The sequence below is a fragment of the Roseibium sp. AS2 genome (assembly GCF_038900065.1).
Classification (GTDB): domain Bacteria; phylum Pseudomonadota; class Alphaproteobacteria; order Rhizobiales; family Stappiaceae; genus Roseibium.
On record NZ_JBBMQN010000009.1, the window covers coordinates 126502 to 147528 of the forward strand.

General features: G+C 60.0%; 22 protein-coding genes. 15 read left to right on the forward strand and 7 right to left on the reverse strand.

The features are described 5' to 3' along the window. The first annotated feature begins 79 nt into the window (after positions 1-79). From uvrC to WNZ15_RS23100, 3 genes are all read left to right on the forward strand, one after another. Entirely contained in the window at positions 80-2056 is a 1977-nt protein-coding gene (gene uvrC / locus WNZ15_RS23090; protein ID WP_342895389.1) for an excinuclease ABC subunit UvrC, read from the forward strand. Positions 2057-2198: 142 nt separating this feature from the next. After that, positions 2199-3314 (forward strand): endonuclease/exonuclease/phosphatase family protein, encoded by a 1116-nt coding sequence (locus tag WNZ15_RS23095; RefSeq protein WP_342895390.1) that lies wholly within the window; start codon positions 2199-2201, stop codon positions 3312-3314. Positions 3315-3411: 97 nt separating this feature from the next. Next, the gene (locus WNZ15_RS23100) at positions 3412-3990 is read left to right on the forward strand and encodes a thymidine kinase (RefSeq protein ID WP_342895391.1); all 579 of its coding nucleotides are present in this window, start codon (positions 3412-3414) and stop codon (positions 3988-3990) included. 563 nt (positions 3991-4553) lie between these two features. On the opposite strand, the gene WNZ15_RS23105 is transcribed toward WNZ15_RS23100, so the two are convergent. Next, on the reverse strand, positions 4554-5321 hold the full coding sequence (locus WNZ15_RS23105) for a tyrosine-type recombinase/integrase (protein ID WP_342895392.1): 768 nt from the start codon (positions 5319-5321) through the stop codon (positions 4554-4556). Between the two features lie 6 nt (positions 5322-5327). Beyond that, positions 5328-6005 (reverse strand): hypothetical protein, encoded by a 678-nt coding sequence (locus WNZ15_RS23110; protein ID WP_342895393.1) that lies wholly within the window; start codon positions 6003-6005, stop codon positions 5328-5330. 288 nt (positions 6006-6293) lie between these two features. Between WNZ15_RS23110 and WNZ15_RS23115 the strand changes: the two genes are divergently transcribed. Then, the gene (locus WNZ15_RS23115) at positions 6294-7337 is read left to right on the forward strand and encodes a hypothetical protein (protein WP_342895394.1); all 1044 of its coding nucleotides are present in this window, start codon (positions 6294-6296) and stop codon (positions 7335-7337) included. Positions 7338-7866: 529 nt separating this feature from the next. On the opposite strand, the gene WNZ15_RS23120 is transcribed toward WNZ15_RS23115, so the two are convergent. Then, entirely contained in the window at positions 7867-8724 is an 858-nt protein-coding gene (locus WNZ15_RS23120) for a hypothetical protein (protein ID WP_342895395.1), read from the reverse strand. Between the two features lie 723 nt (positions 8725-9447). Between WNZ15_RS23120 and mscL the strand changes: the two genes are divergently transcribed. From mscL to WNZ15_RS23150, 6 genes are all read left to right on the forward strand, one after another. Further along, positions 9448-9894 carry a large conductance mechanosensitive channel protein MscL gene (gene mscL, locus WNZ15_RS23125; RefSeq protein ID WP_342895396.1) on the forward strand — a complete coding sequence of 149 codons (447 nt, stop codon included), beginning with the start codon at positions 9448-9450 and terminating at the stop codon, positions 9892-9894. Between the two features lie 225 nt (positions 9895-10119). After that, entirely contained in the window at positions 10120-10422 is a 303-nt protein-coding gene (locus WNZ15_RS23130) for an HlyU family transcriptional regulator (RefSeq protein WP_342895397.1), read from the forward strand. Between the two features lie 135 nt (positions 10423-10557). Further along, positions 10558-11130, forward strand: a complete 573-nt coding sequence (gene pgsA, locus WNZ15_RS23135) for a CDP-diacylglycerol--glycerol-3-phosphate 3-phosphatidyltransferase (protein ID WP_342895398.1) — start codon at positions 10558-10560, stop codon at positions 11128-11130. 41 nt (positions 11131-11171) lie between these two features. Continuing rightward, a complete protein-coding gene (gene moaD, locus WNZ15_RS23140) occupies positions 11172-11423 on the forward strand; it encodes a molybdopterin converting factor subunit 1 (protein WP_342895399.1) in 252 nt (83 codons plus the stop codon). A 4-nt stretch (positions 11424-11427) separates the two neighbouring features. Then, positions 11428-11919, forward strand: coding sequence for a molybdenum cofactor biosynthesis protein MoaE (locus WNZ15_RS23145; RefSeq protein ID WP_342895400.1), 492 nt, complete (start codon positions 11428-11430; stop codon positions 11917-11919). Between the two features lie 122 nt (positions 11920-12041). Further along, complete coding sequence (locus tag WNZ15_RS23150; protein ID WP_342895401.1) at positions 12042-13349, forward strand: multidrug effflux MFS transporter; 1308 nt, start codon at positions 12042-12044, stop codon at positions 13347-13349. An 80-nt stretch (positions 13350-13429) separates the two neighbouring features. Here the strand turns inward: WNZ15_RS23150 and WNZ15_RS23155 are convergent, their stop codons facing one another. After that, positions 13430-14521 (reverse strand): alcohol dehydrogenase family protein, encoded by a 1092-nt coding sequence (locus WNZ15_RS23155; RefSeq protein ID WP_342895402.1) that lies wholly within the window; start codon positions 14519-14521, stop codon positions 13430-13432. 80 nt (positions 14522-14601) lie between these two features. On the opposite strand from WNZ15_RS23155, the gene WNZ15_RS23160 reads away from it, so the two are divergent. Then, entirely contained in the window at positions 14602-15111 is a 510-nt protein-coding gene (locus WNZ15_RS23160) for a TetR/AcrR family transcriptional regulator (RefSeq protein ID WP_342895403.1), read from the forward strand. Positions 15112-15170: 59 nt separating this feature from the next. Here WNZ15_RS23160 and WNZ15_RS23165 read toward each other — a convergent pair whose 3' ends face one another. After that, the gene (locus WNZ15_RS23165; protein WP_342895404.1) at positions 15171-16073 is read right to left on the reverse strand and encodes a branched-chain amino acid aminotransferase; all 903 of its coding nucleotides are present in this window, start codon (positions 16071-16073) and stop codon (positions 15171-15173) included. A gap of 245 nt (positions 16074-16318) precedes the next feature. Here WNZ15_RS23165 and WNZ15_RS23170 point away from each other — a divergent pair, with 245 nt between their 5' ends. The 3 genes from WNZ15_RS23170 to WNZ15_RS23180 are packed head-to-tail and all read left to right on the forward strand — an operon-like array spanning position 16319 to position 19022. Continuing rightward, complete coding sequence (locus WNZ15_RS23170; RefSeq protein ID WP_342895405.1) at positions 16319-16882, forward strand: MarR family winged helix-turn-helix transcriptional regulator; 564 nt, start codon at positions 16319-16321, stop codon at positions 16880-16882. A 35-nt stretch (positions 16883-16917) separates the two neighbouring features. Further along, positions 16918-17616 carry a response regulator transcription factor gene (locus WNZ15_RS23175; RefSeq protein ID WP_342895406.1) on the forward strand — a complete coding sequence of 233 codons (699 nt, stop codon included), beginning with the start codon at positions 16918-16920 and terminating at the stop codon, positions 17614-17616. A gap of 59 nt (positions 17617-17675) precedes the next feature. Continuing rightward, positions 17676-19022, forward strand: coding sequence for an ATP-binding protein (locus WNZ15_RS23180; RefSeq protein WP_342895520.1), 1347 nt, complete (start codon positions 17676-17678; stop codon positions 19020-19022). Between the two features lie 6 nt (positions 19023-19028). Here WNZ15_RS23180 and WNZ15_RS23185 read toward each other — a convergent pair whose 3' ends face one another. Continuing rightward, the gene (locus WNZ15_RS23185; RefSeq protein WP_342895407.1) at positions 19029-19370 is read right to left on the reverse strand and encodes a tRNA-binding protein; all 342 of its coding nucleotides are present in this window, start codon (positions 19368-19370) and stop codon (positions 19029-19031) included. A gap of 99 nt (positions 19371-19469) precedes the next feature. Then, positions 19470-20168 (reverse strand): TetR/AcrR family transcriptional regulator, encoded by a 699-nt coding sequence (locus WNZ15_RS23190; protein WP_342895408.1) that lies wholly within the window; start codon positions 20166-20168, stop codon positions 19470-19472. 315 nt (positions 20169-20483) lie between these two features. Between WNZ15_RS23190 and WNZ15_RS23195 the strand changes: the two genes are divergently transcribed. Next, positions 20484-20957: a ferritin-like domain-containing protein gene (locus WNZ15_RS23195; RefSeq protein ID WP_342895409.1), complete on the forward strand. Its 474-nt coding sequence runs from the start codon at positions 20484-20486 to the stop codon at positions 20955-20957. The last annotated feature ends 70 nt before the right edge of the window (positions 20958-21027 follow it).

Sequence of the window (21027 nt, forward strand, 5' to 3'; positions counted from 1 at the left end):
GCATCACACCCTTGCACCGGTAACAACGGATCGCCCGGGGCCTCTTTCCTGAAGGTCGATTGACGCTTAAATGTCTGCCATGCAGGACAAAACCGATTCTCATAACGAGGGTGCGCCCGAGCCCCAGGAAGACGCGGCAGCCTTGCGCAAGGGCGTGGAGGTCATCGCCGACGAGGTCAGGCGCCTGCCCAACGGTCCGGGCGTCTACCGCATGCTCGATGAAGACGGCGTCGTTCTCTACGTCGGCAAGGCGCGCAGCCTGAAAAAGCGGGTGACCAGCTACACCAGGCTTCAGGGTCAGTCCAATCGCATCGGGCGCATGATCCTGGCGACGGCGGCGATGGAGTTCGTCGTCACCCGGACGGAAGCCGAAGCGCTCCTGCTGGAAGCCAATCTGATCAAGCGGCTGCGCCCGCGCTTCAACGTGCTGCTGCGGGACGACAAGTCCTTCCCCTATATTCTCGTGACCGGAGAGCACCCGGCACCGGCCATCGTCAAGCACCGGGGCGCCCGCAAGCGCAAGGGCGACTATTTCGGGCCCTTTGCCTCCGCCGGAGCCGTCGACCGCACGATCAACGCCCTGCAGAAAGCCTTCCTGATCCGGACCTGTTCGGACAGCTTTTACGAAAACCGCACCCGCCCCTGCCTGCAGTACCAGATCAAGCGCTGCGCCGGCCCGTGCACCGGGGAAATCGATCCGCAGGACTACGCCGGTCTCGTCTCGGAAGCCAAGGCGTTCCTGTCCGGCCGCAGCCAGTTGATCAAGAAGCAGCTCGCCGAACAGATGGAAACGGCGTCTGCGGATCTGGAATTCGAGCGCGCCGCCATTTACCGCGACCGCCTGTCGGCCCTGTCCCACGTCCAGGCCCATCAGGGCATCAACCCGCAATCGGTCGAGGAAGCCGATGTCTTCGCCATCCATCAGGATGGCGGCCAGAGCTGTGTCCAGGTGTTCTTCTTCCGCACCGGCCAGAACTGGGGCAACCGGGCCTATTTCCCGAAGGCCGACAAGTCCCTCGAGGAAGCCGACATCCTTGAAAGCTTCCTCGCCCAGTTCTATGACGACAAGCCGGCGCCCCGCCAGATCCTTCTGTCCCATTTGCTTGAAGAGCAGGACCTGCTGGCGGAAGCCCTGAGCGAACGCACCGGCCGCAAGGTCGAGATTTCGACGCCGAAGCGCGGTGAAAAGAAGGACCTGGTGGACCACGCGCTCACCAATGCCCGCGAGGCCCTTGGCCGCCGTCTGGCGGAAACCTCCAGCCAGGCCCGGCTGCTGAAGGGGGTCGCCGAAGCCTTCGATCTCGCCGCTCCGCCGCGCCGGATCGAAGTCTACGACAACTCCCACATCATGGGCACCAACGCGGTTGGCGGCATGATCGTCGCCGGGCTGGAAGGGTTCAACAAGGGGCAATACCGCAAGTTCAACATCAAGTCGGAGGATCTCGTTCCGGGCGACGACTACGGCATGATGCGCGAGGTCCTGTCCCGGCGTTTTTCGCGCCTCCTCAAGGAACACGCCCGCCCGGAAAAACCGGAAACACTGGAGCCATCGGCGGCGGCCAACGGCGATGAAGCTGCGGAAGACCTGCCGGCGAGCGCGGACATGCCCGCCTGGCCCGATCTGGTTCTGATCGACGGCGGCCAGGGACAGCTCACGGCCGCGCGCGAAACCCTGGAAAGCCTCGGCATCACCAACGTGCCTCTTGTCGGGATCGCCAAGGGGCCGGACCGGGACGCCGGACGCGAGAAATTCTTCATTCCCGGACGTCAGTCGATCATGCTGCCAGAGCGCGATCCGGTTCTATATTTCGTCCAGCGTCTGCGCGACGAGGCGCACCGGTTCGCCATCGGCAGCCACCGTGCCCGCCGCAAGAAGGACATCACACGCAATCCGCTGGACGAGATCGCCGGCATCGGCCCGACCCGCAAGAAGGCCTTGCTGACGCATTTCGGCACCGCCAAGGCCGTATCGAAGGCCGGACTGGAGGATCTGGCGGCTGTTCCGGGCATTTCCGAAGCCATGGCAAGGCTGGTCTATGACCATTTCCATGAGTGAGGCCTGCTGATGGGGCTTTCCGGACCGGTGCTGCTCCCCGCTCCTCGATGGCCCGCACCGAGCCTGCTGCAAGCTTTGCCCACGGACCCGGGTCGCTTGTGCTATGCACACCGCACCACACCGTATGCCGGAAACGCCAGCCATGCCGCTTGACCCCTACCCACGATCGCGATCGCGAACCCCGCTCCAGGCCTGTCTCTCCCTCGCGGGCTGGTGCGGCAACCTTGGCGCTATTGCGGTCTGCGTCCTGGGCCTGTCCGCGTTCCTGGCACCCGATTTCTGGCTCGCGGACAACATGAGCTTCTTTCTGAGGCAGTTTCTCGCAGCCGGCCTGGCGGGCTGCCTTGCCGGAACACTCGGCCTTCTGGTCCGTCATCGCCTTGCCCGGGTCTACCGTCTCGTCTGCTGCCTTGCGCTGGCGGCGCTGATAGGCCTTGCCGGACTGACCGGAGCCCGTACGCTCGCCAACACCAGGCCCGCAGGTCCGCTCGCGGCGGGGGAGCGCCCGCTCAAGATCGTTTCCGTCAACATTGAACGCCTTTTCCTCGGCGACACGGTTTTTCAGGAGTTCCTGGAAACGGAACGACCCGATGTCGTCGTCCTCCAGGAAGTGCTGTGGGGACTGCAGGAACGCCGCTGGCAACGTCTCGGGCTCAGCGTCGGAAGCGCGGGTGAACACGGCTTTCCACATCATCTCAGGGTCGGGGATCTCGGCGGCCTTGCCGTCTATTCCCGCTTTCCGATCGTCAAGACGGACTCGCGCATAATCCAGGGGGACCTTCCGACCGGCGCCAATGTCTACTACGACGCCGACCGCGAGGTGCTGTCGCTCACGCTGGACACGGGCGCGGACCCGCTGCATCTGGTCGCCATCCATCCGGACAGTCCGCGCACCGAGGCACGCTGGCAGAACAAGCGCGCCTATTTCGACGAGGTCGACAGGATCATTGACGGGCTCAAGGCCGGCAACGGTGACAACATCGTGGCCATCGGCGACTGGAACAGTGCGCCCTGGTCCGCCCGGTTCCAGGAAACGCTCGACCGCAACGGCTTGAAGACCGCCTATCCGGACGGCTGGCCCCAGACCACCCGCTTCTTTTTTGACTACCGTCTGCACTGGATTCTGGGTGCACCGGTCGACCAGTTCGCGGTCTCCAGGGACATTCAGGTGGTCGATGTGACCCTTGGGCCCGACATCGGCTCGGACCATCTGCCGCTTATTGTCGAACTTGGCCAGACCTCGCTTCCGGCCAATTGAGCAAATGGCTGTGGTTTCAACCGAAAAGTGTTTGAGCCGGCGCCCGGATTTTTGAAGACTGGCCGGACCTTCAAGACCGATTCCCAGTAAGAAGCGCATGGCCAAGCTCTATTTCAACTATTCCTCGATGAACGCCGGCAAGTCGACGGTGCTGCTGCAGGCCGCCTACAACTACCAGGAGCGCGGCATGACCACGCTTCTGATGATCGCCGCCTTCGACGACCGCGCCGGCAAGGGCCGGATCGCCTCCAGGATCGGGCTCGGCGCCGATGCGGACATCTTCAACGCCAGGGACAATGTCTACGACCATGTCACCAGGGCCCTCGAAGCGGGCAGGATCGATGCGGTCCTCGTCGACGAAGCCCAGTTCCTGACCGAAGACCAGGTCTGGCAACTGGCCAGGATCGCCGACGAGCTGCGCATTCCCGTAATGTGTTTCGGCCTCAGGACCGACTTTCAGGGCAAGCTCTTCCCCGGCAGTGCCGCCCTGCTCGCGCTTGCCGACAATCTGAAGGAAATCAAGACCATCTGCTGGTGCGGCCGCAAGGCCACCATGGTCGCCCGCCTCGACGCCGACGGCCGCATCGTGGAAGAAGGCGACCAGGTCGTCATCGGCGGCAACGAAACCTACGTCTCCCTGTGCCGCAATCACTGGAGCCGGCGGGAGCTGGGCTGATCCAGAACCGGCAGCATTTCACACTTGTTCCGGAATTGCACCGTTTCTGATGTCGGGTGTTGGGTGGAGAGCAAGCGAAGGTCCGGAGAGGGCGGAGAGTGTGAATTTGCTGCGCATTGAATGAATGACCGCTATGTGGACAAAGTGAGCTTTGGCCGCGCTTGCGCCAATGGCCGCTTTCGAATCGGTGCTTCAATTGTTTCAAGCGGTCATAGGACCCTTTGCACGACCGACGCAGGCACGCTGTCTGCCACGTCGGAAAACCACAACTTACAATGACGGAATTGGGCAACTGACTTTCGCACCAGTTCAAGCCCTTGATTTTGCATCACCCAAAGGCGCGTTGCATAAGTCATGATCATCTAAAAAGACAATCAAATCACAATCCGCTCGACCTCATCGAGACTGACTTCATCGGACCGCCGATCATAGAGCTGTGTCGTGCGCGTGGACGCGTGATTGGCCATCTGCGCAGCCTTTTCGAGCGTGCCCTCATTCTTTAGATAGGCGGTAATACCGGTCGCCCGGAATGTATGATTGCTGATCGGCGTTTTAATACCGGCCTAGCGCGCACGGCACTGGATCATGGCATAGGCATTCGCCTGGGGGAGGGGGCGGTCTGACAGCTCTTTCGTATCCCGGTCGATGGTGCGGAACACGAAACCTTTGCGATCCTCCCACAGCCCGGCTGATTCCAGGTATTCATCCAGCCAGATTTCCAGATTGTGATGGCAGGGCATGTCATGTTGCTTGCCACCCTTTTCGTGCAAACGCACCCAAAGCCGCCTGTTCTGGGTGTAAACGTCCACCACCTTGAGGCTGAGCGCTGCGCCGATCCGGGCAAAGGAATAGACCATCATGCCGATCAGCGCCCTGTCTCGAAGGCCAACAATCCTGGCAGTATCGATCCGCTCGATGAGCTGGCGAGTTTCCGATGGTTCCAAGACCGGCGTCTTACCACGCTTCACGACATGTCTTGGTCCGCGCACGCTGGCGGTCGGATTGACCGGCACGACCTGATGAACCACGAACCAGTCAAACAAATGCCGGATCGCGGCAAGGCGCTGTTTTACGGTCGGCACGGAAACAGTCTGGCCAAGCTCTTCGATCCACGCGGCGACGTGAAGTGGCTGAATCAAAGGAATAGAAACAACCCCGCGCTCATGGCACCAGGTCAGAAATTCACAGGACGCACTATAATAGGCCCGGCGTGTATTCGCGTTCTGGATGTTGGCCGTAAAAAACTCCAGAAAGCTCATTTGCGCCTTTTGCCCCGCATCGATCAGCGGGGTAGGGATGTTTGCTGAGGTCGGTAAAACCAAATCGTTCATACCACCTCAGTCTTTCTTGCAGTAAAAAAGTGCAATGTAAGGTGGCATGTTGTTGTGTGCCTGACCTCCTCCAGTTGAAAGCGTAGCGTCAATGCGATTAATATTTACGCCAGCATTGGTACCAGCATGACGACCGCTGTCGACTTGCGTTTTCGGTGCAGGATTAGTCAAGATATTATCTGGCAACTTATGAGTATGAGGTGGCAGTTCAGGCCCTATTAGCGTGTGTTTTTCTTCACCACCAACAGCATTTGCCGGGTCATCTTTAAATGATGGGTAGTCCCTAAGATTTATTCCATTTTGATCAGTATTTGTGTTTGTGCCCGCACCAACAATCATGCGCCCCCCTGCGCTTTCAAACAAAGACCATCCTGGCGGACAGCCCCCCCCACTCCGTTGACCACGGTTAAACGCAACAACCATGCCGGAAGAATTTCTGAAAGGCTCTAGTTCGGCTTCTAAAACCTCAACTCTACTCAGAGCAGCACCTAGTTTTGCGATTAGACAAGTGAAATTGGATTGCGTTGCCAACGTCGCGCTAGAGGCCTCACTAACAGGCTGGATATCGCAATCCTGAGCGAAAGCTCCAGAAGCACCGAGAAGCAACTCTGCGGACACGCTAACAGCCCCAACTAAGAGGATCGTTCGAAAATATGTGAATGAGTGTACAGAAAATTTTCCCATTGTTTGCCACTCCCCATGCTATTATTCCGAGCACAATTGCTCCGACCGCTACTTTAACAGCATGTTCCACAACCCAGTGTGGTTTTTTGCGCGCCTTTTCTTTATCCGCCATACTTGCCCTCAAAATTGAATGATTAAAAAAGCGCAATCTAACATATCTATAATGTATGATAATAAGGGATATTATCATATACTGATGTATGCCTTTGTGCAACTTTTAGATATTTACTTTAACACATGCAATCTGATATTGTATTTCTGCTCAGGTTATATCTAGGGAGGTTATCAATGTTTACTTTGAAGACAGCTATTTTTGTGGCTGGCGCGTTTTTCATCGCACTGCCCGTTCAGCATGCGCCAGCAGCAAACAGTGACTATTGCTCAAAGCTTCTGGATCGCTTGGTCATGGATAAGAAATATGAATATCGAGAAAGCAGCCAAACTGCCACGTCCAAAGAGCATATGTGCGAGCAATTCAGGAAGATTGAAGACGATGACACTTCCTTAGAAGCGTGGGCAAACGGTTATGGCGGCTTCAACTATGACCGAAGTACTTTTTCCGACGTAATGAACAATCTATGCTCCTCCAGTGAATCTGAAAGTAGCAGCAAACAAAAGAATATTGATTTTTTGCTTACGTTAAACCCCCAAATCGGTGGCGCTGTAAAAAGTTGCGCGAGTTCCCACGAGTTCTTCAACATCAAAGACGTTATTTTCCAGAAAAGCGATAATGACCGCACCATTACGATTGACGTTCAATTTCCACGAGATCTGACTCTGGAAGGCCTCAATGGCCTGGGGTTTTCGCAATGCAGGGGAATAGGTGCGCCCCTAAAAGGACCGATCAAAATCAGCAGCGGTCCAAAATCGCTGAAAGTATACTGCACGCGAACCTACATCTCGTCAGGCCCGATCATGTTTCCAGAAGCCTGTGCTCTCCTCAATACGGATAAAGGTGCCTTAAATTTAACAGCCATTTGCCTGCCAGCAATTAAACGGCCTAGCCTTGAATACAGATGGGTGCAAACAAAACATAAAAGAACAGGAACGCCTTTTAATATTACCTCGAATTGTACGGCTGTTGGTTCTGATTCAATGGGTTGTCATGCGGGTAATTTGCATAAAATGGCCAGCGTTCCCTCTAATCCAGAACTACTTCCTCAGGGTTTTGGCATTGGTACGCCCCACTGGAAAGCCGGAAACTTAAATGTATCGCCTGACAAAAAAAACCTTAGTATTTCTGCCAGATTCCAATGTGATGGCGGAAACCAAGATACTACAATTCCTGCCGATACATATATGTGCGTGCAAGCTCTCGTATTCCAAAAATAAAACACAGCGAACACGACACCGTACGCGGAAAATGCCGCGTGCGGTATCAGACGTCAAAATGGCCAACAGTTCGTGATCACATGACTATCTGTCGCAAAAGTCATAACTTTTGCACCAAAGAGGACATTCGTTTTCAGCGCAGCACCGGTCAAAGTGGGCTCGTTTAAGTTATTCTCCGCGCTTTGCACGAATGACCGCTAAGGGCCGAAAAATACATTTGGCCTAGTTGGTATGAATGTCTCCTTCAGCAGCCTAGTGTCCGCAAGCAGGCGGTCACTTGCCGGCCCCGTTGCGGTCGTTCATCGGTTCCGCAACCAACACCCGCTCACCGCCCACTTTAGGCCTTCGCTGGTCTCGCAACGAACGGCTGCTTTAAGGCTCGGTTCGAGAGCTGCACAATAGCTGGAACGGCGGCGCATTGCTGCCGTTCAGTACACTCGCAGCGAAGGTCGGTTTTGAATAAGAGAGGAGACTGTCGGGAATTGCGCGCCTTCTCGCAGCAAAAAAGATGACCCCAGCCAACGTAAAATCAATTCAATCCGTTCAAATAACCTGACGCAGAACCGCTTCCAGACATGGAGAAAAAGACGTCGTTATCGCGCTCAGCGCTGTTTGACTGCGTCCGAACTCTGTTCCTCAGAGCCTCTGCTGTAATGGATACCCCAACCTCAAGATTAGAATGGTGTTCACCAAGGCTTGGATCAATCAGGCCATGCTGGTAACGGTCGACAAGCGCTTCAGGGAGATCAACCAGCCAGAAGTTTTCATCAGAATGGAACGACAGAAGGATCTTGTATGGGTCAACCCCGTGTTCTTTGATCATCGCCTCAATCAGAACCATGCCGTCATCAGGTGAAAGGCCGACCTCCTCGCGAATGGCCTGGGGGGCTGCCGTGTATCTGTAGGCGGGTGACGCCCTGCGCGGCAGTCGAAAGAACAAGGGTGGCTTTTCAAGCAGGCTGGGGCAGAGAGCACCAATTTTTTCGATGAACACCTTTCCGACGCCGAAATCGTCGCCATGAAAGGCAATCATGTGCTCAACCGATTTGTAGGCAATGTGTTCGTGCCCAGCGAATTCGGCGGAATTCGCATCACCGATCCAAACGTCGTTCTGGTAATCGACATCCAAAAGCGTGAATTCACATCCGGTGATCCCGATGCTGAAATTCCATTGGTGCTCAAAAAGACGATTTGCGTCTCCCGGATTGCGCATCAGGATCTTGATCCCAATGACACCAAATGGCGCTTCGCGTGAGATCATCTTTTGAACGGCGCCGTCCTGAATATCAAAGACTGTGGAGGTGTTCCACAAGTCGATGAGATGAGACTGGAACTCTGCACCTATCGTATCAATCAGTCTTTCAACGCGGCCCTTGCTTGGTGACACATCAGTCTCCGGTCTCTGTTTGGTCACTCATTCCAGACCAATATATGTCATCTACGCATTATCAGTAACTCCCTGCCTTTCAAAAAAGCGCCCCTGAAGAGGTTTGGTGTATCCGACACATCAGACCTTCATTCGACCCGCAATGAACGGCTGTTCCACGTCCAACTTGTGAATTCAATCCGTCTGCGGTGAATGACGGCTTTCGGGAGCAAAGGGAAAACCGACACATGTCCGATATGCGTGCGCGAATCCGCCATTGAAACAATAGGTGTTGAACAGCAGCAACGGCCCGGAAGTCGCCCACCCTTTGTCAGCACGAAACTCCCCTCGCCTGAACCGCCTGCTCGCCGCTATTCTCCATTGCCGCCGCAAGGCGACCAGGTCGTCATCGGCGGCAACGAAGCCTGCGTCTCGCTGTGCCGCGACCACTGGAGCCGGCGGGGGGTGGGGCAGGATGCAAGCCCCTGCAAAACCTCTCCGTTCACCTGGTCTCCTAAGGCGCAGGCATTGGGAAAACAGGCAATCTTTTTACCGCTCGCGAATGTGTTAGTTTGCCCGCGCGGCGCCGCACGATGGTGGGCAGCCGTCACTGAAGGGGACAGGCATCCGGCACGCGCGCGCGGGATGCTTCAACAATTTCAAAAAGGATCGGCGTTGCGTTGTTCTCATGATCTCATGTGAACGCGGGCTGGTCGGGGCGACAGGGAAAATTGGGGTCAGCACATGATCAAGGAATTTCGCGATTTCATTGCCAAGGGCAATGTCATGGATCTTGCCGTCGGTATCATCATCGGCGCGGCATTCACCGCCATCGTCTCAAGTCTTGTCGGCGATCTCATCAATCCCGTCATCGGGCTTGTGCTCGGCGGGATCGATTTCAAGTCGATGTTTGTCGTTCTGTCCGGCGATGTGCCTGCGGGCACCAGCCTGACGGCCGCCCGTGAAAGCGGCGCGGCGGTGTTCGCCTACGGTGCGTTTCTGACTGCCTGCATCAATTTCGTGATCATCGCCTTCGTTGTGTTCATGCTCGTCAGGACCGTCAACAACATCAAGGCCGCCGCCGAGAAGCCGGACGACGTCGAACCCGAAGTCGAAACCGGTCCGTCGGAACTGGACATCCTGATCGACATCCGCGACCAGCTCCGCGGCGGTGCGGGTCCGTCCAGGTAACAACCGCCGTCAACATCGGCCCGGCGGCCGTCCCGGCCGCCCCATACCTTCAGGCCCCGCGCGGAACAGGCGCCGGGCCAGAAGGTCTTGGGGGCAGCCGGGCGCCGCCATCCTGCCGTCCGGCGATTGCCGGCCGGACGCAATTCAGCCCATCTCGCCTTCAAGCGCAGCTCACACCTTGAAGCCGCGCCCGCGCCCTCGTAAAAGGGGGCACTTGGATCAGCAATGGGTGACACAATGCTCGGCAAGATTTTCAAATCCCTGTTCGGGTCGTCTGCGGAGGGCGGAAAAAGCAGCTCCGAGGCCGTCACGCTCGACTATGACGGCTACATGATCATCGCGGACCCGCAGTCGGCCAATGGCCAGTATCAGGTCTCCGGCCGGATAGAGAAGCAGGACGGTGAAACGACGAAGGTGCATACCTTTATCCGCGCGGACACGCTGCCCGATGCGGAAGGTGCGGCCGCCGAGATGATCCGCAAGGCCAAAATGTTGATTGACCAGCAGGGCGATAGCATATTCGATTGATGCTGCGGTCAGTTGGACCACACCGGCGATGCCGCCCCGCAGCGCCCCAGGCGCTCCGGGTGCGGGAAACGGATGCCGGTGGCTGCGCTTGCCCGCCACAAGCACCCTTGCTCCGCCTCCTATGCGAAAGCCGACATGAAACGAAATATTGTTCTGAGCCTGCCCAATCTTCTGACCTACGGGCGCATTCTGGCGGTCCCGGCTGTGGCATTCTGCTTTTATTTTGAAGGCAACACCGCCCGCTGGATCGCTCTTGGCCTGTTTGTCATCGCCGCGATCACGGATTTCTTCGACGGTTATCTGGCCCGTGCCTGGCAACAGCAGTCCGCGCTCGGCCGGATGCTGGACCCGATCGCGGACAAGTTGCTGGTCTCCGTGAGCCTGCTGATGCTGGCCGGCGACGGCACCATCGGCGGCTGGTCCATGATTGCCGCCATCATCATCCTGTGCCGCGAAATCCTGGTGTCGGGCCTGCGCGAATTCCTGGCAGAGTTGCAGGTGTCCGTCCCGGTGACCCAGCTTGCCAAGTGGAAGACCACGGTGCAGCTGATCGCCATCGCCTTTCTTCTGGCAGGCCCTGCAGGCGATACGGTGTTCGCCTACACCACGGATCTGGGGCTGGTCGCGCTTTGGCTGGCTGCTATCCTTACCCTATATACGGGCTACGACTATTTCCGCGCGGGCATCGGTCACCTGATCACCGAATAGGTCGCTGCTCCGCTACTGAACACCTGTCACCGGGAGGCCTCATGAACATTCGCTATTTCGCCTGGGTCCGCGAACGGGTCGGCGTCGAGGAAGAAACCATCGATGTTCCGGCCTCCGTCGCCACCGTCGCCGACCTGATCGCGCATCTGAAAACGCTCGACGAGACCTACGCGGCCGCCTTCGACGAAGAGGACGCCATCCGGGTGGCCCTCGATCAGGTTCATGTGGAAGCAGACACCATCCTTGGCGATGCCAGGGAAATCGCCTTCTTTCCTCCGATGACCGGCGGCTGACCCCATGACCGTCACCCCGCTTGTCCGTGTCCAGCTTGAAGACTTTGACGCACAGGCCGAAGCAGGACGCCTGACCGAGGGCCGCAGGGATGTCGGCGCCCTGGTCACCTTCACCGGTCTCTGCCGGGACGAGGCGGGAACCCTGAGCGCCCTTGAACTGGAACATTATCCCGGCATGGCCGAGGCCGAACTTGGCCGCATCGCCGGCGAAGCCATCAGCCGCTGGCCTCTCACCGGTCTCACCGTGATCCACCGTCACGGACGGATCCGGCCCGGCGAGAACATCGTTCTGGTGATCGCGGCCTCCTCGCACCGCCGCGCGGCCTTCGAGGCGGCCGATTTCCTGATGGATTTCCTGAAAACCCGCGCCCCGTTCTGGAAGAAGGAACATCTTGTCCAGGCCGAAGACGGGACCGGGGAAGGCGACGGCAACCGGACCAGCGCCTGGGTGGAGGCCAGCACGAGGGACGGCGCGGACGCCGACCGCTGGACCTGAAGACGTCAAGAGCGTAAACTGAAGGTCTTTCCCGCCGCGATCCGGCCCCGATCCGGCAACTTCCCCCGACGATGCATCCTTCGGCTTTCCGGCCGCCATCCTTTTGAATTGGTCCCGAACCCGTGACACACGACAGTGACTCCCCTCATGCGGACACGGCGCGAGCCGCCGCAGACCAGGCTTCCTCCGGCAGCAATGCCGAGATCCTGCGAGAGCCCGGAATTCCGTTCACGGAATTTGTCGCGATCATCGCCATGATCATGGCCCTGAACGCCATGGCCATCGATGTGATGCTGCCGGCCCTACCGGCCATCGGCGATGCCCTGAACATTGTCGAGGAAAACAACCGTCAGCTTGTCCTGCTGTCCTATCTGATCGGATTCGGCGGCGCCCAGCTCTTCTTCGGGCCGGTCACGGATGCCTTCGGACGCCGCCGCATCCTCGTCGGCGGCCTTGCCCTCTACAGCCTGGGAAGCGTCGCCGCGATTTTCGCCATGGATCTGGACACGCTGCTGGCCGCCCGTATCCTGCAGGGCATCGGCTGCGCGGCGGCCCGCGTCGCCGCGCTGTCCGTCGTGCGCGACTGTTACAGCGGCAGAAGCATGGGCAAGGTGATGTCGCTCGTGATGATGGTGTTCATGGCCGTGCCCGTCATCGCCCCGTCGATCGGCCAGGCGGTGCTGCTCGTCGCCGGCTGGCACTGGATTTTCGCCCTGCTGCTGTTGTCAGGCGTCGCGGTCCTGATCTGGTCAGCGCTCAGAATGCCGGAAACCCTGCCCCCGGAAAGCCGCCGGCCAATGGTGCTGGCCACCATCACCAGCGCCTACCGGACAGCGCTGACAACCCGCATCGCATTGGGCTACACGGTTGGGACCGCGTTCGTCTTCGGCGGGCTGTTTTCCTTCCTGGCCATGTCTCAGCAGATCTTCGTCGACATCTTCGGTCTCGGGACCCTGTTCCCGGTCGTCTTCGCCGCAGTCGCGGTCACTATGGCCGCCGCGTCTTTTACCAACGCCCAGCTGGTGGAAGCCATCGGCATGCGCCGCCTGTCCCACGGCGCTGTCGTAATCTACACCGTCCTCGGTCTCGCTATTGCGCTCGTACCCGCCTTCGGGCAGGAAAACTTCTGGCTGTTTCTGGTACTGGCAACGGCGGCCATGACCAGCTTCGGCTTCGTCGGGGCCAATTTCAACGCCATGGCGATGGAGCCCCTCGGCGCCATTGCCGGGACCGCCTCCTCCGTCATCGGCACCATCAGCACCCTTGGCGGCGCGCTTCTGGGGTACGTCATGGGACAATTGTTCGACGGCACGACCCAGCCCCTGGGCCTTGCCTTTTTCCTCTACGGTCTTGGCGCCATCGGCTGCATCCTTTATGCCGAGCGCGGCCGGATGTTCAATGCGCAGCACGACAAGTCGGCCACCGGCTGACACCTGCAGGCAGGCCCCGGCCCGCCTGCGTTTCTGGCAGCGTCTGGTGATGTCTGGCGGCGCCTGACGGCATCTGGAGATCACGCCCCGATTTCGATACCGATCTTGCCGACATAGGATTTGTCCAGAAAGGCTTCCTGTGCCTTGCGCAGGTCCTTCAGAGGATAGGTCGCGGCCACGACCGGACGGATATCCCCGGCCTCGATGTAACCGACCAGGTCGGTAAATACATTCACCGCCTGAAGGGTGCTGCCGATCAGGGTCAGGTCATGAAGATAGAGCGTACGCAGGTCCAGTTCGACGATCGGGCCCGCGATTGCCCCGGACGTGACGTACCGCCCGCCGTTGCCCAGCGCTTCGATCAGACCGGGCCAGCGCGGTCCGCCGACCAGGTCGAGGATCACGTCGAAGGCCCCTTTCGGCAGATCCGCGTCCCGGCTCAGGGTTTCATCGGCACCCAGCGCCTTCAGGTCAGCCGCCTTTGACGGACTGGTCAAAGCCGTCACATGCGCGCCCCGCCGCCTGGCAAGCTGGATCGCTGCGGAGCCGACACCACCCGATGCGCCCGTGACCAGCACCCGTTCGGCGCCGACGCCACCACGCTGGATCATCCCTTCGGCGGTCGAGAAAGCACACGGGAAGGAGGCCAGTTCGACATCGCTCAGGCCGGAGACGACCTTGATCGCCTCGCTTGAACGCGCCTTCGTGAATTCGGCGAACCCGCCGTCGCATTCCGAACCGAACGTCCAGACAACGAGATCACTGCTGTCTTCCGTCCCACCGTCAGCGGGCACGGTCTGCATCGTGCGCACCAGCACCCGCTCCCCGACCCGCCCCTCGGCAACACCCTCGCCCACGGCTACGATTTCACCGCAGCAATCCGCGCCCTGGATCCTCGGAAACCCCAGTGGCTTGCCGGACCACGCGCCATCGTCGTTGCTGTCGCCGCCATAGCCGCCTGTCGCACCGGAGGCGGTGTCGCCGCGCACGGCTTTGGAATACCAGCCCGTGCGGGTATTGATATCGGTGTTGTTCACCGAGGCCGCACCGACCCGGATCAGAACCTCACCCTTTTCCGGCACCGGGACCGGCAGGTCCTCGCGCCAGACCAGTTTCTCCAGACCGCCATGGCCTGTCAGAACCATACCTTGCATCGTTTGCGGGAGCGTCATGCCGCCACCTCCAGTAGAATGATTGTTCTACTTGCCTTGGTAGAACAATCATTCTACCAATGTCAACCATGACCGATACGATGACCAGAATCGCCTCCGGGCTGGAACGGGCGTTCGCGGAACACGGGTTTGCGGCGCCAAGTGTCGGCCATCTGCGCGACGCCGCCGGTGTCAGCCTGCGCACGCTCTACAATTACACGCCCTCGCGCGAGGAAATGGTCTATGCCGCCCTGGAGCACCGGAACCGGCGTTATCTGGAGAAGGTCTTCGGCAACCTGCCGGCAGATCCCGGCAGCGCTCTGGACGCAATCTTCGACCGGGTAGGTGACTGGATGCGTTCTGAAACCACGAGAGGCTGCCTGTTTCACGCGGCGGTGGCGTCCGCCCCGCAGGATGACCGGCTTGTCGATCTGCTGCAGTCCCACAAGACGGAAATGGCACGGCTCGCCACCCGCGCGGCGCGGCTGCCCGGAAGGGAAGTCGAATTGACGCTGATCATCGAGGGACTGACACAGACCTGGCCGCTCCACGGCAAGACCGCCGTCGAAAGCGCCAAGAAGCTTGGCCGCATGCTGCTGGGCTCTGCGTGAATCTGTCCTGAAAACAAAAAAGGCGGGCCTGGGCCCGCCTTCCCTGAAGTTTCCGTCCGTCAGCCGGCAACCGCCTGGAGCGCAGGCTCTTGCGGACGCACGACCGTGTCATAATCGATCATCAGGGTCTTGATGATCTCGCCGACTTCATAGGTGTTGCCGGCGATCTCGGAGACCGGCGTGACTTCCGCTGCAGTTCCAGTGACGAAGCACTGTTCGAAGTCCTTCAGTTCGTCCGGCAGGATCGTCCGCTCGACCACTTCGATGCCGCGGTCCCGTGCCAGGCCGATCACCGTGCGGCGGGTGATGCCGTCCAGGAAACAGTCGGGCGTCGGCGTATGGATCTTGCCGTCCTTGACGAAGAACACGTTGGCGCCGGTCGCCTCGGCCACCTGGCCACGCCAGTCGAGCATCAGGGCGTCGGTATAGCCCTTGGCCTCGGCGGCATGTTTCGAAATCGTGCAGATCATGTAGAGCCCTGCCGCCTTCGCCTTGTAGGGCGCGGTTCTCGGGTCGGGGCGCCGGTAGTCCGCAAGATCGAGGCGAATGCCCTTCAATCGTTCTTCCGGCTTGAAATAGCTCGGCCATTCCCAGGCGGCGATGGCCAGGTGAATGGTGTTCTTCTGGGCGGAGATCCCCATCATCTCGCTGCCACGCCAGGCGACGGGGCGAATGTAGGCGTCGGTCAGCTTCATGCGCGCAAGTGTTTCTTCCTTCGCGGCATTGATCTGTTCGGCCGTCCAGGGAATGTCGAAGCCGAGCATGCGTCCGGACGCCAGCAGACGCTCGGTGTGCTCTTCGGATTTGAAGATCCGGCCGCCATAGGCCCGTTCGCCTTCGAACACACTGCTGCCGTAATGCAGCCCGTGGCTCAGCACGTGCAGTTTCGCTTCCGACCAGGGAACGAAGGTACCGTCGTACCAGATATCCCCACTCAGCTGGTCAAAAGGCGTTCCAGCCATCTTCTTTCTCCCGCGCGTTCTTTGAACGCAAATTGTTTTAACGTCAGCAGAGGCGAATGACGCCAAAGACTTGCGCCGGTTTCACCGCTGTATTTTTTGCACAGCACGCCAACTATCGGTATCCTGATGGTCACGGCGATGTTGATTGGATTCGTTTAGCATCTGATGCGTGAAAATGCACCTGAAAGACCGATCATTTCGTTCGTGACCGTATACAAGTAACAATCGACCAGAATTATGTCAATATGACTGACGTAAATTTCAAGCCGGCCCAGACCCTGCCCAGGCAGGGCCCGGATGCCAAACAACCGGACCGACCGGAGACGGAGGACGGCGCCGCGCTGACCTATGACCTGATCGAACTGCTGTTCTTTGCCTATCGCGATTTCACCGGGGATCCGGACGATGTGCTGGCCGAATACGATTTCGGCCGGGCCCATCACCGGGTGCTGCATTTCGTCGAACGCAATCCGGGCATCATGGTGACGGATCTCCTCGGCATTCTGGGCATCACCAAACAGAGCCTCGGCCGCGTGCTGAAACAACTGGTCGATGCCGGCATCGTCGAGCAGCGCGAGGGCCACCACGACCGCCGCCAGCGGCTGCTGTACACCACCGAACGCGGCCATGCCCTGGCCACCGATCTGGCTCTGCTGCAGCAAAAACGCCTTGAGCGCGCCCTAATTGGCTTGCCTGATGGCAGCGACGAGATCATCCGCACATTTCTGCTACAGATGATCGATCCCGAGATGCGCCCGGAAATTCTGCAACTGATCCGCAGTTCCTTCGACCTGAAAGCCGCGGACTGAACACGGCGCTGCCCGACAAGGATTGTTTTGAAGACATGAACACCCAGGTGCCTGACGACAACGCCAACCACATCCTGCTGGTGGACGACGACAAGCGGATCAGGGACCTCCTTTCAAGGCTGCTGAAGGAGAACGGCTACCGTGTCACCACCGCGGCGAACGCGGCCGATGCCCGCAAATGTCTCGCCGGACTGGAATTCGACATGATCATTCTCGACGTGATGATGCCCGGGGAGACCGGCCTGCAACTGGCGGCCGCTCTCAGACAGGACTCCCAGATCCCCATTCTCATGCTCACCGCCCGGTCCGAGGCGCCCGACCGCATTGCCGGCCTGGAGGCCGGTGTCGACGACTATCTGTCCAAACCCTTCGAACCGCGCGAACTGATGCTGCGCACCGCCGCCATTCTTCGCCGCGGCAACCAGCAGCCCGTGATCGCCAGGGAGGAAATCCACTTCGGTCCGTTCGCCTTCAATGCGGCGCGGGGCGAACTCAAGAACGGCGACGCCATGGTGCGCCTGACGGACCGGGAAAAGCAGATCCTGTCGATCTTCGCCGAACAGCCTGGCGCAACGGTCCCCCGGCACAAGATCGTCGGCGGCGACAGCGGCCTCGGCGAACGCACCGTCGATGTCCAGATAAACCGTCTCAGGCGGAAGATCGAGACCGACCCGGGCAATCCGGTCTACCTGCAGACGGTCCGGGGCATCGGCTACCGGCTGGCCTGCGACTGACCCGGATGAAGATGACCGATCCTGGCGCCTGGTTCCGGCGCCTCCCGCTTTCCGCACCGATGAAGCCTCTGCTTGCCACCTACCGGCAGGCCTCGCGGCTGATGTACCGCATCATGCCGAAGGGTCTTTATACCCGCACCTTCCTGATCATCGTCGCACCGATCGTGATCCTGCAGTCGGTCCTGGTATTCGTCTTCATGGAGCGGCACTACCAGCTGGTGTCCCAACGCATGTCCGAGGCGGTCGTGCGCGACATCGCCGCCGTGGTCTACGTCCTGGACAATTATCCGCAGGACCCGGACAACAGCCGGATCGAGGAACTCGCCTCGCGCGCGCTCGGCATGTCGATGACCGTCACCCCGCTCGAGCCGCTGCCGCCGCCGACGCCAAAGCCGTTTTTCGACGTCATCGATCAGGAACTGAGCAAGGCCATCAGCCAGAAGATCGGCAAGCCGTTCTGGATCGATACGGTCGGACGGTCCCGTTTTGTCGAGATCCGCATCCAGCTCGACAACGCCATCTTGAAGATCTTCACCCGGCGCAGCCAGACCTATGCCTCCAACTCGCATATCTTCCTTGTCTGGATGTTCTCCACGTCGCTGGTGCTGGTGATCATCGCGCTGTTGTTCCTGCGCAACCAGATCCGGCCGATCGTGCGCCTGGCCAATGCCGCCGAAGCCTTCGGCAAGGGCCGGCCGGTGGAGAATTTCCGCGCCAGTGGCGCGCGCGAGGTCCGCCGGGCCAGCCTGGCCTTCATCGACATGCGCCGGCGCATCGAACGGCAGATCGAGCAGCGCACCACGATGCTCGCGGGGGTCAGCCACGACCTGCGCACCATTCTCACCCGCCTGCGCCTGCAACTCGCCTTTGTCGGTCCGTCCCCGGAAAGCGAGGCCATGCGCAAGGATGTCGACGAGATGAGCCACATGCTGGAGGACTACCTCGCCTTCGCCAGCGGCGACGGCGACGAGGACATCGAGCAGACCGACATGGCCCTGCTTCTGGAAGAACTGGAAGAGGAGGCCGAAATCTCCGGAAACGATGTCACCACGCGCTTCGAAGGCCCCGCGGAGGTCGAAGTCCGGCGTCTTTCGATGAAGCGCTGCCTGTCCAACCTCATCACCAATGGCTCCAAATACGGCCACCGTGTCGAGGTCTCCGGCAAGATCGAGAAAAACTGGCTCACTGTCCTCATCGACGATGACGGCCCCGGCATTGCCGAGGACCAGCGCGAGGCGGCTTTCCGCGCGTTCCACCGTCTTGACCTGGCCCGGAACATGGACGAGACCGGCAGCGGCCTCGGCCTCGCCATCGCCCGCGACATCGCCCGCGGCCACGGCGGCGACGTCTACCTCGAAGACAGCCCCCTCGGCGGCCTCAGGGCGCGGGTCAGGGTACCGGCGTAAGGGCTGCTAGTAGAGCCGTCCCCCGATCGGCACGTCCTTGTCCGGGGTCAGCAGCACCACTTCGCCATCCTCGTCCGGAACCCCGAGGGTCAGCACCTCGGATCTGACCGGACCGATCTGGCGCGGTGGGAAGTTGACCACCGCCATCACCAGCTTGCCGGTCAATTCATCGGGCGTATAATGCTTCGTGATCTGCGCGGAGGTTTTCTTGATGCCGATTTCAGGTCCGAAATCGATCCGCATCTTGTAGGCCGGCTTGCGCGCCTCCGGAAATTCCTCGGCCTCGATAATGCGGCCGACGCGCACATCCACCTTCAGGAAATCGTCAAAACTGATCTGATCGCTCAAGAATTCATCCCCTTGTTGTGACGCGACCATCGCCGGTCACCGGGACCTGTGCAAGGGGCAGCCGCAACTGAACCGCCCGATGCGATAGACCCCTCGCCTTCACGCACCCGCAGGCGCTTCACCGTCAAGGTCTGCGTCGGGGCCGGTTTCACGGTTCCGGTCCTTCCAGCGCCCGCGTCCGCCGGCAGCTTTTTTCAGGAACGAGCGCACGCCCCTGGCAAAACCTTCCAGACCGTTCAGGCGTTTCATGAGGTCGGATCCCCGGTCGAGTTCCTTGTCGAGCCGCGCCATCGTGCGCGGCATGCCCTCGTCCTCTTCGTCCAGCCAGACGCCGACGACACGGCCGAACGCGATCGCCAGGGCCCGCGCCACGACCGTCGCCTTCACGCCGGACACGTCGATCCCGGAGGCGATCAACATCCATTTCTGGGAACGCGCCGCGATCCGGTTGAATTCAAGCGCCAGTGCAGGATCATGGCGGGCAGCCTGATGCAGCGCACGCACGGCCTCCCTGTGCTCGGACAGAGCGTCGATCCGGGTCATGAGCACATCGAACAGGCGGTCGCGCGGCGGCTGGTCGCCCATATCGTCGTCGCGACCGTCCAGCACCGTCTTGTCGATCTTCTCCGCGAATGCGGCGACAAGCTGCGCCTTGGATGCAAAGGCACCGCGCATGTCCGACAGCTTCACCTTGGCGGTTTCGGCAATCAGCGTCAGGGAGACATCCTCGTAGGGATGAACGGACACAAGGTCCAGGAACGTCTGCAGAATCTTCTGCCGGGTCTTCGCGGTCGCCATGAAACGGCCTCCAGGTTTCTGATGTTCCGAACATAGGAAGCCGATGGCACCAGGGGAAGGGCGGCAGAGCGCCGCGGAGCCGATACCGGACCGGGCACCCGGCAGTTGCGCACCTTCTTTCTTGCCCTGTCGGACGGAACCGCATCGCCGGCCAGGGCGTTGACCGGGGGTAGGATGCGATGCCGACCGGGTCCTCCGGACCCGCCACGCCCTAGGGATTTCCTGGTGGATCGCGGTCCTTCGACAACAGACCCATGGCGGGATCCGCCGAAAACCGTTCCCTGCCCGGACGACCACCCCGAGGAGACACATGCGATGAAAACCCTGGCTGATGCATTTGAACACACGCTGCAGGATATTTACTACGCCGAGCAGCAACTCGTGAAGACCATGCCGCAACTTCAGGACGCGGCCAATGGCAAGAAACTGAAGGATTCGATCGGCGAACACCTCGAGGAGACCAGGACCCAGGTCAAGACCCTCGAAAAGGTCTTCAAGTCGATCGGCAAGACGGCCTCAGGCGAAAAATGCGACGCCATCGAAGGCCTCCTGAAGGAAACCGACGGGATTCTGAAGGAAGCCAGCGGAACCGCGAAGAACGCCGCGCTGGTCGCGGCCTGCCAGGCTGTCGAACATTACGAGATCGCCCGCTACGGCACGCTCAGGGAATGGGCCAAGGTTCTCGGTTTCGATGAGGCGCACGATCTTCTGACCGGCATTCTCGATCAGGAAAAAGCCGCCAACAGCAAGCTCACCGGTCTGGCCGTCTCGGCCATCAACGGAGGCTGAACATGGAACCGGGCTGGGCGAAACGCGCGTTGAAAGGCGTGTTTCGCCGCCGCGCCACAGCGCGAAGTGG